Annotated in this window: 13 protein-coding genes; 9 read left to right on the top strand and 4 right to left on the bottom strand. The window is 68.7% G+C overall.

Going from position 1 to position 11,581, the window contains the following annotated elements:
• The first annotated feature begins 55 nt into the window (after window positions 1–55).
• The gene (locus ACAM49_RS34615) at window positions 56–895 is read left to right on the top strand and encodes a formate/nitrite transporter family protein (protein WP_369639757.1); all 840 of its coding nucleotides are present in this window, start codon (window positions 56–58) and stop codon (window positions 893–895) included.
• Here the strand turns inward: ACAM49_RS34615 and ACAM49_RS34620 are convergent.
• Window positions 859–1,245: a hypothetical protein gene (locus ACAM49_RS34620; protein WP_369639758.1), complete on the bottom strand. Its 387-nt coding sequence runs from the start codon at window positions 1,243–1,245 to the stop codon at window positions 859–861. The two genes, ACAM49_RS34615 and ACAM49_RS34620, sit on opposite strands and share 37 nt — an antisense overlap.
• A gap of 434 nt (window positions 1,246–1,679) precedes the next feature.
• Here ACAM49_RS34620 and ACAM49_RS34625 point away from each other — a divergent pair, with 434 nt between their 5' ends.
• Window positions 1,680–1,820, top strand: coding sequence for a hypothetical protein (locus ACAM49_RS34625; RefSeq protein ID WP_369639759.1), 141 nt, complete (start codon window positions 1,680–1,682; stop codon window positions 1,818–1,820).
• Between the two features lie 87 nt (window positions 1,821–1,907).
• On the opposite strand, the gene ACAM49_RS34630 is transcribed toward ACAM49_RS34625, so the two are convergent.
• Window positions 1,908–2,135, bottom strand: a complete 228-nt coding sequence (locus ACAM49_RS34630; protein ID WP_369639760.1) for a hypothetical protein — start codon at window positions 2,133–2,135, stop codon at window positions 1,908–1,910.
• 313 nt (window positions 2,136–2,448) lie between these two features.
• On the opposite strand from ACAM49_RS34630, the gene ACAM49_RS34635 reads away from it, so the two are divergent.
• Window positions 2,449–3,294 (top strand): thioesterase family protein, encoded by an 846-nt coding sequence (locus ACAM49_RS34635; RefSeq protein ID WP_369639761.1) that lies wholly within the window; start codon window positions 2,449–2,451, stop codon window positions 3,292–3,294.
• A 42-nt stretch (window positions 3,295–3,336) separates the two neighbouring features.
• The gene (locus tag ACAM49_RS34640; protein ID WP_369639762.1) at window positions 3,337–4,290 is read left to right on the top strand and encodes a LysR substrate-binding domain-containing protein; all 954 of its coding nucleotides are present in this window, start codon (window positions 3,337–3,339) and stop codon (window positions 4,288–4,290) included.
• On the opposite strand, the gene ACAM49_RS34645 is transcribed toward ACAM49_RS34640, so the two are convergent.
• Entirely contained in the window at window positions 4,239–5,144 is a 906-nt protein-coding gene (locus ACAM49_RS34645) for a serine hydrolase (RefSeq protein WP_369639763.1), read from the bottom strand. The genes ACAM49_RS34640 and ACAM49_RS34645 overlap by 52 nt on opposite strands.
• Window positions 5,145–5,276: 132 nt before the next feature.
• On the opposite strand from ACAM49_RS34645, the gene ACAM49_RS34650 reads away from it, so the two are divergent.
• The 4 genes from ACAM49_RS34650 to ACAM49_RS34665 are packed head-to-tail and all read left to right on the top strand — an operon-like array spanning window position 5,277 to window position 10,439.
• Entirely contained in the window at window positions 5,277–7,007 is a 1,731-nt protein-coding gene (locus ACAM49_RS34650) for a penicillin-binding transpeptidase domain-containing protein (RefSeq protein ID WP_369639769.1), read from the top strand.
• A gap of 59 nt (window positions 7,008–7,066) precedes the next feature.
• Window positions 7,067–7,984, top strand: coding sequence for a class A beta-lactamase (gene bla / locus ACAM49_RS34655; RefSeq protein WP_369639764.1), 918 nt, complete (start codon window positions 7,067–7,069; stop codon window positions 7,982–7,984).
• A 33-nt stretch (window positions 7,985–8,017) separates the two neighbouring features.
• Window positions 8,018–8,788, top strand: a complete 771-nt coding sequence (locus ACAM49_RS34660) for a cyclase family protein (protein ID WP_369639765.1) — start codon at window positions 8,018–8,020, stop codon at window positions 8,786–8,788.
• Between the two features lie 4 nt (window positions 8,789–8,792).
• Entirely contained in the window at window positions 8,793–10,439 is a 1,647-nt protein-coding gene (locus ACAM49_RS34665) for a thiamine pyrophosphate-binding protein (RefSeq protein WP_369639766.1), read from the top strand.
• A 7-nt stretch (window positions 10,440–10,446) separates the two neighbouring features.
• Here the strand turns inward: ACAM49_RS34665 and ACAM49_RS34670 are convergent, their stop codons facing one another.
• The gene (locus tag ACAM49_RS34670; RefSeq protein ID WP_369639767.1) at window positions 10,447–10,869 is read right to left on the bottom strand and encodes a helix-turn-helix domain-containing protein; all 423 of its coding nucleotides are present in this window, start codon (window positions 10,867–10,869) and stop codon (window positions 10,447–10,449) included.
• A gap of 87 nt (window positions 10,870–10,956) precedes the next feature.
• Here ACAM49_RS34670 and ACAM49_RS34675 point away from each other — a divergent pair.
• Window positions 10,957–11,581: class I SAM-dependent methyltransferase (locus ACAM49_RS34675; protein WP_369639768.1), on the top strand; the 625-nt coding region annotated here is incomplete at its 3' end.

Below are 11,581 nucleotides of genomic sequence, written 5' to 3' on the forward strand. Positions count from 1 at the left end.
GATTCGGGACATTGGTCAGTGTCGGGGAGGCGGGGCGGGTTCTAGCGTGGAGGGAGTGAATACCGTCGCCGAGAATGTCGCCAGTACCGTTGACCAGGCCGTTCACAAGGCCGAGGAGATGCGCGGGCCGGGGCGGTTCCTGGTGTCGGCCATGCTGGCGGGTGCGTTCATCGCGGTCGGTGAGGTGCTGCTGCTGGTGGCGGTGTCACCGTTCGTGGCCGAGCATTCCGCGGGGGTGAAGCTGCTCGAGGGGGCGGTGTTCCCGATCGCGCTGACGCTGGTCATGTTCGCCGGCGCGCAGCTGTTCACCTCGACGGTCATGATCATGCTGGTGGGCGTGCTGTCCGGCCGCACCGGCGTCAAGGACATGCTGCTGGCCTGGGCGGCCACCCTCTTCGGCAACTTCGCGGGCACGCTGGTCTTCGCGGCCATGGTGCACGGCTCGGGCGTCACGTCCTCCCCCACCGCCAAAGCCATGCTCACCGAACTGCTTTCGGCGAAGAACTCGCTGGCGGGCGGTCAGCTCTTCTGGCGCGCGGTGCTGTGCAACATGCTGGTCTGCCTCGCGGTCTGGATGTTCTCCCGGGTGCAGAACTCCGGCGCGAAGATCGCCCTGCTGTGGATGCCGGTGCTGGTGTTCGTGGCCGTCGGCTTCGAGCACTGCGTGGCGAACATGTCGCTGTACACGATCGGAATCTTCGAGGGCCAGGCGAGTTTCGCCGATCTCGGCCGCAATCTGATCTACACCGTGCCGGGCAATATCGTCGGCGGCGGCCTGCTCGTGGGCGCGGTCTACTGGTACACCTCCGGTGCGCGCCGCACCCGGACGTCCGCGGTCGCCGCGCCCGCCCGTTCGGCTCAGGTCGCGTCGAGGACGCTCACCGCGACGCCGTAGGGCAGGAAGCGAACCTTGCGCTTCGGGTCGGTGTTGTCGCGATGTGCGCGCAGGGCATCGAGCTCGGTGGCGAAGACCTGATCGACCGTCGCGCCGCCGTTCTCGTCCACGAAGTAGATCGCCCACACGCCGTCGCCGGATTCACCGGTGGTGGGACCCTCGGCCTTCGGCGGAGCGGCCCGTTCGGGCGGCGGCACGAGGAACCCGAGCAGCGCCCCGAGCGGGTTCGAGCTGCTGCGGTCCAGGTAGTCGGAGGCCTTGCCGAGCAGATCGCGGACATCGATGCCCGCCTCGCGCAGGGCGCGCTCGAGGTCTTCCGGGTCGAATCCGAGGGGTCCGTTGGTCGCCATTTCATCAACTCCGCGAGTGGAATTCGGCTGTCCGTTCCCAGTGTGCGCCCGGAATCCGACCTTCGCCACCACGGATCCACCCTCCGCGACAACGGCCGTGGCGCAGATCTCATGGTGACGGCGTGCACACGTTTCCGGGCCCGCGCATGCCGAATTCCCTTATTCCTTGGTGTGATTCTCCGAAGCCCACCGCCGATTGCGGGTGGCGGTTTGGCGAGGGTCTACGAAAGGGGTGCCTTGCTGGGCATATCCGGGATCACACCGGCCCGATTGTGGCCCGGAACACCCATGGCCCAAGGGGTCCGGACATGGTAATACTTAGTGCGTAATTCGCGTTGACGTCCCGAACTTCGAAAACACAGTCGGAGAGGGACATTGGGTATTCGACGGGGTGGAACCACCACACCGGGGCGGCCCAAAAGTTTGGAGGAACCATGTACGACCAGACACGTGGCTCGGTGAAGAACTTCGGCCTGTTCGCCGTTCAGCAGCCCCGCCCGATCAATTCGCGCATCGCGGCGTTCGTCATCGGGGCATTCACGATCGGCGGCTTCGTGGCGGAACTCGTCATGTAATTGGAACCCCTCAGGTAACCGGAATGGCCGGTCCCTCACAGATTTGTGCGGGGGACCGGCCATTTTTCATAGGGTCACCCTCCCGGGTCAGTGGTGCTGAAGCTTCCGCTTCATGTCCTTGTTCATCTCTCGCATATCCGATCGCGCCTGCTGGGCCTCACGCTGCATGCCCGCGCCCAGCCGGTCCATATCGCGTTTGGCGTCGTCGGCCATGCGATCCATGTCCCGCTCGATACGCTGGCCCTGGTCCTTCATGCCCTGCTTGACCTTGGCGGCCACCTGGCCGTGTTTTCGGCCGTGCTTGCGATCAGACATTCCAACCTCCGCATTGGTAGGTTTCGTCCGAAACTACGAGATGAGACGCGGGATCCATCCGCGTCTTCCGAATCTCCGAGCGCTGTCGAATCGTCTCCGCGAATTGCGGTGCCGCCGACAACCGGACCTGCGCGGCAATTGTCGAGACAACAATTGCGCCTCGTGAAGCCTGCCCACTTTCGCCGACCACTGTCAAGGTTTTGCCGAAATCGCGCCCGATTCGCGACGAGCCGCGGAACTCGCCGGTTGTCGTACACCGTCTAGTGGTTCCGACGTGGGCTGATACGTTGACCGGGTGAGCCGAGTACATGACGTGACAAAGGCGGAAGAGGCGGTCTCGGGCGACGAGGCGGGGACCAAGGCGTACTACGTCGCGCTCGGCACGGGAGCCGAGGGGTACCAGCGGTATTCGGCCAGTGCTTCGACGGTGAGCGTGTGGGCGGCGAGCATGCAGCACGGTGCGCCGCCCTCGGCACTGCTGGCTCGAGCGGTGGAGCAGTGCGAGCCGCGCGAGGGGATGCGGGTGACGCGGCTGACCATGGAGATTCTGGGGCCGGTTCCGGTCGGGGAGATCGAGGTGCGGGCCTGGGTGGAGCGGCCGGGGCGGCGGGTCGAGTTGGTGGCCGCGGAACTGGTCGCGCGGCATGCGGACGGGAGCGCGCGGGCGGTGGCCAAGGCCGCGGCCTGGCGGATCGCCACGTCGGATACGTCGTCGGTCGCGTACGCCGCGGATGCGCCGCTGCCGCCGGTGCCCGCGGCGTCCGAGATCGGGTGGGGCGTGCCGGACGGGTGGGATGTCGGGTACGTGAAATCCGTGGAGATCCGGGCCGTGGAAGGCGACGGCGGCGCGCGGCGGGTGTGGGTGCGGCCGCTGGTCGAGGTGGTCGAGGGCGAGGAGATCTCGCCGCTGGTGCGAGTGTTCTCGGTGGCGGATATCGCCAATGGCATTGGCGCGCGGCTGGATCCGTACAAGTACACGTTCCTCAACACCGATCTGACGATCGACTTGTTCCGGCTGCCGGTGGGTGAATGGATCGGGCTGGCGGTCGAGACCTCGATCGGGCCCGACGGCGTCGGCATGTGCTCGACCGTGCTGCACGATCAGCAGGGGCCGATCGGGCGCTGCCTGCAGATTCTCGAGGTCCGGGCCCGCGGCTGAACCCCCGCGCCCGGCGATAAGGAAACCGATATCGTCGGACGGATGGATCCGCTGCGTCAGTTGCGCTACTTCATCGCCGTGGCCGAAGAACTGCACTTCGGGCGCGCGGCCGAGCGGTTGCGGATCGCGCAGCCCGCGCTGAGTCAGCGGATCCGCAAGCTGGAGAGCGAGCTCGGGGCGCGGTTGCTCGAACGGGACAGCAGGCGGGTCGAGCTGACCGAGGCGGGCCAGATCCTGCTGGTGGAGGCCCGGGATCTGATCGCACGGTGGGAGCGGGCGGCCGCGCTCGTGGGCAAGGCCCATCGCGGCGAGATCGACGCGCTGCGGGTGGGAGTGCCGCCGGAGCTGGCGGGCCGGGTGCTGGCCGCGCTGGTCACCGCGTTCGAGAGCCGCGAGGTGCGGGTGGACCTGCAGGAGCTGACCACCGCGGAACAGGTTCGGCTGCTGGCGGATCGGCAGCTGGACGCGGGGCTGCTGCAGCATCCGGTGGATGTGGTCGGGCTGGAATCGGGTCCGGCGGTGGAGACGCCGCTGGGTGTGGTGCTGCCCCGGGATTCGCCGCTGGCCGCGCGCTCCGCGCTGACCCTGGCCGATCTCGCGGGGCACGGGCTGGTGATCTTCCCGCGCGCCGCCGCGCCCGGCCTCTACGACGCCACCCTGCGCACCTGCTGGGAGCACGGCTTCCGCCCCACCTCGGTGCAGCACGCCCGCAATCCCGAATTCGTGCTCGGCATGGTGCTTTCCGGCCGCGGCGTCGCCTTCGACCAGGGCCTGGTCGCGCAGAAGGAGCCGCGCGTGGTGTGGCGGCCGCTGCCCGAGGGCACCCTGAGCTGGCGGCTCGCGCTGGCCTGGCCCGCCGCCGCGCCGCATCCGCTGGTGCGGGAGCTCGCCGAGCTGGTCGTGACCGTGGTGCAGGGCGACGGCGCGTCGCGCCCGGCCCCGATTCAGGAGGCGGCGCAGCGCCGGCCGTGGGATGTGGTGGCGGGCAGGCCGTGAACGATGCGCTCCACCGCCAGCCGGGCCGCATCGCCGATGGCCCGGTCCACCGCGGGCTGCCGCCCGGCCAGGATGTGTGAGACGGTGAAAACCGCTATGGCGTAACGACTTCCATCCGGATATCCGACGACGCCGATGTCATTGCGGATGCCGGGCAGCGTCCCGGTCTTGGACCAGATATCGGTGCCGGGCGGGAATCCGGCGGGCAGCCGATGCCCGAAGGCCTGCTGCCGCATGAGATCCCGCACCCACCCGCACGCCTCGGGCGGCCCGGCCTCGTCCCGGCCGATCAGCCGGAGCAGCCTCGTCATATCGCGCGCGGTGCTCGCGGTGGTGCGCAGCGGATCCACCGCGCGCGTGCCGAGCACCTCGGCGGCACTCGATTCCGGATACCGCCGGGCGAATTCATGCAGGTCACGCGCGCCGATGTCCTCGGCCATGCTGTAGAGGATGTCGCGAATCGAGCCTTCGATGCGGGTTTGCGTGAGTCCGAGTTCGCGCACCAGCGAGCGTACGTTCTCGATCCCGACCCGGTCGAAGAGCAGATCGGCGGCGGTGTTGTCGCTGATGGTCAGCGCCAGGTACGCGGCGTCGCGCAGGCTGTACTCGACATCGTCGAGGCAGCCCGCCGTCCCGACCCCGCCCAGCCGATCCGCGGCCGTGGCCCGAACCCGGTCGGTGGCGTCGAGCTGGCCCGCCGCCACCTGCCGCGCGAACTCCAGCACCAGCGGCACCTTCATCACCGAGGACAGCACCACCGGTTCGTCCGCACACCAGCCGAATTCGCCGTCACAGTCGAGGCAGCGCGCATGTAATCGGCCCTCGACACCGGCCGTCCGGAAGATATCGTCCACGCTCGAACGATAGCGAAAGGCTTATCGGTTCTCACTCGTGTTGGTCTTGGACAGCGACCGGTCATCCGTGTTGGGGTGGCATTCATGGCAGAGTTCAGCAGGAGGGCAGTCACGGGTGTCTGGGCCGCGGTAATGTTGGTGACGGCGACGGCGTGCTCGGGATCGGATTCCACGTCAGGCTTGTCCAAGACGGTCGATTCCTTCGCCGACGCGCTCACCCGGGACGACGTGCCCGCGGCCGCGAAGGCGACCAGCGATCCGACCACGGCCACCTCCACGCTGGGCACGCTGTACGACAATCTGGGCAAGCAGGTGCGCTTCACCGCGAGCAAGGTCGAGAAGACCGACGGCGGCGGCACCTTCACCCTGAACGCCACCTGGAAGCTCGGGAAAGACGGCAAGGACGAGTGGACGTACACGACCACCGGGCGGGCGAATCAGTCCGGCGGTGACTGGAAGATCCAGTGGGATCCCGCCACCATCGCACCCGGATTGAATATCGGCCCGCTGTCCTACGGCATCGCCTACCCGGCTCCCGCCAAGATTCTCGACAGCGTGGGCGGGGACCTGCTCACCCAGCAGGTGGTGACGCTGGTGAACGTGGCGCCCGGGGCCGACACCGCGGCGGTCGCGGCGGCCCTGCAGCCGGTCGCGCCGGATGTGACCGCCACCAGCCTGAATTCGGATCTGGCCGCGGCGCAGGGCAAACCGGTCACCGCGGTGACCTTGCGCGAATCCGATTACGCGACGGTCCAGCCCGCGCTGGCCAACCTGGCAAATGTCACCATGTCCCAGCAGACTCGGTTGCTGACCGTCGACAAATCCCTTGCGTCACCGACCTTCTCGGGTCTCGCGGACCTGTGGCAGCAGCAGGCCGATGCCGCGGCGGGCTGGGCGGTGCGCGCGCAGGGCAGCGATGGCACGCAGCGGGTGGGCGGACCGGATCCCAAGCCGGTCAGCGATATTCACACCACCGTCGATGTCGCTTTGCAGCGTGCGGCGGAGGCCGCGCTGGCACCGATCACGACCCCCGCCGCGATCGTCGCCCTGCAACCCTCGACCGGGAATGTCCTGGCCATGGCCCAGAACGCGGCCGGAGACGCGCAGGGTCCGATCGGTCTCACCGGCCTGTACCCGCCGGGTTCGACCTTCAAGACCGTGACCGTCTCGGCCGCCTTGCAGGCCGGTGAGGTCACCCCTGATTCGATGGTCGCCTGCCCGGGCAAGGAGAACATCGAGGGCCGGGAGATCCCCAACGACAACAACTTCGACCTCGGTCAGGTTCCGTTGCACACGGCCTTCGCCAAGTCCTGCAACACCACCATGGGCCGGTTGGCGGTGCAGCTCGCGCCCGATGGGCTGACCAATGCCGCCGCGCAGCTCGGGCTCGGCATCGACTATGTGACACCGGGATTGACCACGGTCACCGGCAAGGTCCCGACCGCCGACACACCCGCGCTGCGCGTCGAGGAGGGCATCGGGCAGGGCAAGGTGACGGCCAGCCCGTTCGGCATGGCGCTGGTGGCCGCCGCGCTCGCGCAGGGTTCGGTCAAGCCGCCGGTGGTGGTGCTGGGCCAGCCCGGTAAGCCCGACAAGCAGCCGCCCGCCCTGCCCGCGGGCATCGCCGATCAGGTGAAAACCATGATGCGCGAGACGATCACCGGCGGCACTGCCACCGCACTGCGTGACATCCCCGGCCTGCTCGGGAAGACCGGCACCGCCGAATACATCGACGACAAGCACGCCCACGGCTGGTTCGTCGGCATCGACGGCGATCTCGCGTTCGCCGTATTCATCAGCGACGCGGGCAGTTCCGAACCCGCCGTACAGGCCGCGGGACGCATGCTGCGCGTACAGCGCTAGACCAACTCCACACGGCGAGAGCCGAATCCATCCATCGCACTCCGAACGAGAGGCTTATTTTGTCGACCCTGAAATACGGCGCACTGGCATCGCTGCTCCTGCTCGCACCGCTGACCGCGGCCTGCGGCACGGAATCGAAAAGTGAAGTGGCGCACCAGGAAACGACCACCGTCAAGGCGGTCAGCGACGATCCCGCGTTCCGCTCCCTCGAACAGGACCACGGCGCCCGCATCGGCGTCTTCGCCCTCGACACCGGAACCGGCAAGTCCATCGGCTACCGCCAGGACGAGCGCTTCACCATCAACTCCACGTTCAAGAGCCTGGCCTGCGGCGCCCTGTTGCGCGCCCACCCGCTCAGCACCGGATACTTCGACCAGGTCATTCATTTCACCGCCGACGAGATCGTGAGCGCCTCCCCCGTCACCCAGACCCGCGTCGACACCGGCATGTCGGTGACCGAGCTCTGCGATGCCGCCATCACGCGCAGCGACAACACCGCGGGCAATCAGATCCTGAAGCTGCTCGGCGGCCCGCAGGCCGTCACCGACTTCGCCCGCTCGCTCGGCGACCAGGTCACCCGGCTGGATCGCTGGGAGCCGGACCTGAATACCGATATTCCGGGCGACGAACGCGACACCACCAGCCCCGCCGCGCTGGCCGCCGACTACCGCGCCCTGGTGCTCGGCGATGTGCTGGCCGCACCCGAACGCAAGCAGCTCACGGATTGGTTGCTGGCCAACAAGACCGGCGACGCCCGCATCCGAGCGGGCATCCCCGCCGACTGGAAGACCGGCGACAAGACCGGCAGCGGCGACTACGGCACCGCCAACGACGCCGCCGTCACCTGGCCCGCCGACGGCAAGCCGCCGCTGGTGATCGTGGTGCTCAGCAGCAAGCCGGAGCTGTCCGCGCCCTTCGACAATCCGCTGGTCGCCGCGGCCGCCAAAGCGGCCGTCGCCCAGGTGCATCAGCGCTAGGCTGACAGCCTCGAATGGGAAGAGGTAGAGCCCATGACGGCTGTCACCGCACTGTTGGCCGCGCTCGCCGACGGGTCCACCGACATCATCGATCTCACCGCGCCACTGCACTCCGGCACCCCGATTCTGCGACTGCCGCCGCCGTTCTCGAACACCATCCCGTTCGGGCTGGAGCGGATCAGCCACTACGACGAGCGGGGACCGGCCTGGTCGTGGAACAACATCCACACCGGGGAGCACACGGGGACCCATCTGGACGTGCCGGTCCACTGGGTCACCGGGCAGGGCGGATTCGATGTGCGGGGCACGCCGTTGCGCGGCCTGATCGCACCCGCGGTCGTCATCGACGTGTCGGCGCGGGTGGCGGGCAATCCCGACTTCCTGCTCGAGGTCGATGATGTGCTGGCGTGGCAGAAGCAGCACGGTCCGCTGCCCGACGGCGGGTGGGTGCTGCTGCGCACCGGCTGGGACGCCTATGCCGATGACGCGGCCCGGTTCCTCAATGCCGACGAGACCGGGCCGCACTCACCCGGGCTGTCGGCCGATTGCGCCGAATGGCTTTCGCAGCAAACGATCTTCGGGCTGGGCGTGGAAACCGTCGGCACCGACGCGGGGGCGGCACACAGCTTCGAACCCGCCTTCCCCTGCCACCACTTCCTGCTCGGCGCGGGCAAATGCGGACTCACCCAGCTGCGCAACCTCTCCCGTCTCCCGGTGACCGGGGCCGGGTTGATCGTGAGCCCGCTCCCCATCGAGGGCGGAACCGGTAGTCCCGCAAGGGTTCTCGCCCTCGTCGACCGGTAGTGCCGTGCCCACGGTCAGCGAAGTGGTCGGCCGAGTTCTCGCCGAGCTGGGCGTCTCCCAGGATTTCGGCGTGGTCGGCAGCGGTAACTTCGACCTCACGAATGCCCTGCGCGCCAATGGCGTCCGCTACATCGCGGCGCGTCACGAATCTGGCGCGACAACCATGGCCGACGCCTACGCCCGCATGACCGACACCGTCGCCGCGGTATCCCTCCACCAGGGCTGCGGCCTCACCAACGCCCTGACCGGCATAGCCGAGGCCGCGAAAAGCCGTACACCCCTGCTGATCCTGGCCGCCGACACTCCGGCCGCCTCGGTTCTGTCCAACTTCCGGGTCGACCAGGACGCGCTGGCCGCCGCCGTGGGCGCGACACCGGAACGCATCCATGGTCCGGGCAGCGCGGTCGCGGATACCGTGCGCGCCTTCCGCACCGCCCGGGACCAGCGCCGCTGCGTCGTCCTCAACCTCCCGTTGGACATCCAGGCCGCGGAGATACCCGCCGTGGGATTCGACCTGCCGGAGCGCCCCGATGCCGTACGGCCGAGTGCGGCCTCGATCTCGAAAATGACGGCGCTGCTCGCGAAGTCGAGCAGACCGGTATTCGTCGCAGGCCGGGGCGGTCGCGCGTACGGGGTGGAGTTGCGTGCGCTGGCCGAGGCCACCGGCGCGCTGCTCGCCACCTCCGCGGTCGCGCACGGGCTGTTCCGGAACGATCCGTGGTCGCTCGGCATCTCGGGCGGATTCGCCACCCCCGTCGCGGCCGAGCTGATCTCCGGGGCCGATCTGATCGTGGGGTGGGGTTGCGCGCTCAATATGTGGACGATGCGCCATGGTGAACTGATCGGGGCGGAAACCACCGTGGTGCAGGTCGATTCGGACTCGGCGGCGCTGGGCGCGCACCGTCCCATCCACCTGGGTGTGCACGGGGATGTCGGCGAGACCGCGCGGGAGGCCCTGCTGGCGTGGTCATCGCACGGCGGAGGTCGAGCACCGCGTCCGGGCTATCGGACCGGTGCGGTGGCCGATCGCTTGGCGCGGGAGGGCCGGTGGCGCGATGTCGGCTACTCGGATCCATCCACCGCCGATCGGATCGACCCGCGGACCCTGTCCATCGCCCTGGACGATCTGTTGCCGCCCGAGCGCATCGTCGCCGTGGACTCCGGCAATTTCATGGGTTATCCCAGTGCCTATCTCGGGGTGCCCGATCAGTACGGGTTCTGCTTCACCCAGGCGTTCCAATCCATCGGCCTGGGGCTGGCCACGGCGATCGGCTCCGCGCTGGCGCGGCCCGACCGGCTGCCGGTGGCCGCGCTCGGGGACGGGGGCGCGCTCATGGGTATCGCCGAGCTGGAAACCGTGGTGCGACTGGGTATTCCGATGCTCATCGTGATCTACGACGACCACGCCTACGGCGCCGAGGTCCATCATTTCCGCGACGCCGACCTGGGTGCGGTGACCTTCCCCGACACCGACATCGCGGCGCTGGCGCGCGGTGCGGGCTGTGAGGCGGCCGTGGTCCGCACCGTCGCCGATCTCGATATCGTCCCGAAATGGCTGGCGGGCCAACGGAACACACCGCTACTGCTCGATGCGAAGATCACCAGCGACGGTGGTTCCTGGTGGCTCCAGGAGGCTTTCGCTCGGCACTGACGCCGGACTACGGGGTCAGGGCCTCGAGGGTGCCGATGCGGCCCTCCATGACCGCGCGCAGCAGCTCCCGGAAGGTCGGGCAGTCCGCGTGGCGCTCGGCGGGGCAGGCGGCGGCGTGCCGCAGGCCGTCGCGGACGGCACTCAATCGCGCGATGGTGCGATCCAATTCGTCGGCCTTGCCGGTGAGCAGGGCGCGATCCACGCGCAGTTCGCCCTGCGGGCCGAAGGCCAGCACGATGTCGTCGAGGGCGAAGCCGGCGGTGCGGCCGAGCGCGATGAGCGCCAGCTGTTCCAGGACCGATTCGTCGAATTGGCGGCGCAGCCCGCGGCGGCCGGTCGATTCGATCAGGCCGCGCTCCTCGTAGTAGCGCAGCGTGGAGGCCGGGACGCCGGAGCGGCGCACGACCTCCGCGATATCCAGGCTGTTCACGGCATCACCTCGGGCCTTGACCTCAAGTCGGCTTGAATTGAAACAGTGTAGTTCTCCGCCCCGTCCACCGACTCGAGGACAGCGACCATGACCACCCCGCTCGACAAGGACCAATCCGCCCGCTGGAACGGCGCTTCCGGCAATGCCTGGGTCGATGCCCAGGAGCTCATCGCCCAGGTGATGCGACCGCTGCAGGACATCCTGGTGGATCTCGCGCGCGACACCGGGGCGCGGGATGTGCTCGATGTCGGATGCGGCACCGGCGGCACCACGCTCGCGATCGCGCGGGCGACCGGCGCGCGCTGCACCGGCGTCGATATCGCCGAGCCGATGATCGCCGCCGCCCGCGCCAACGCCGAAAAAGACGACCAGCCCGTCGAATTCGTCGTCGCCGACGCCCAGACCCACCCCTTCGAGCCCGCCGCCTACGACCTGGTCACCTCCCGCTTCGGGGTGATGTTCTTCGCGGACCCGGTCGCCGCCTTCACCAACCTGCGCCACGCCACCCGCCCCGGCGGTCGGCTCGGCTGCCTCGCCTGGCGCGATATGGACGAGAACCCGTACTTCACCCTCGCCGAACGCATCGCCGAACCGATGCTCCCCAACCTCTCCCCCCGAATCCCCGGCGCCCCGGGCCAATTCGCCTTCGCCGACCGCGAATACGTGACCGGCATCCTGAAGGCCAGCGGCTGGACCGATATCGACCTCCGCC

It is taken from the genome of Nocardia sp. JMUB6875 (assembly GCF_041154655.1).
Taxonomy (GTDB): Bacteria; Actinomycetota; Actinomycetes; order Mycobacteriales; family Mycobacteriaceae; genus Nocardia.

Coding starts and splice junctions, on each gene's coding strand:
- ACAM49_RS34640 (WP_369639762.1), top strand. CDS start 3,337: ATGGATCCGCTGCGTCAGTTGCGCTACTTCATCGCCGTGGCCGAAGAA.
- ACAM49_RS34660 (WP_369639765.1), top strand. CDS start 8,018: ATGACGGCTGTCACCGCACTGTTGGCCGCGCTCGCCGACGGGTCCACC.
- ACAM49_RS34620 (WP_369639758.1), bottom strand. CDS start 1,245: ATGGCGACCAACGGACCCCTCGGATTCGACCCGGAAGACCTCGAGCGC.
- ACAM49_RS34630 (WP_369639760.1), bottom strand. CDS start 2,135: ATGTCTGATCGCAAGCACGGCCGAAAACACGGCCAGGTGGCCGCCAAG.
- ACAM49_RS34650 (WP_369639769.1), top strand. CDS start 5,277: ATGTTGGTGACGGCGACGGCGTGCTCGGGATCGGATTCCACGTCAGGC.
- ACAM49_RS34625 (WP_369639759.1), top strand. CDS start 1,680: ATGTACGACCAGACACGTGGCTCGGTGAAGAACTTCGGCCTGTTCGCC.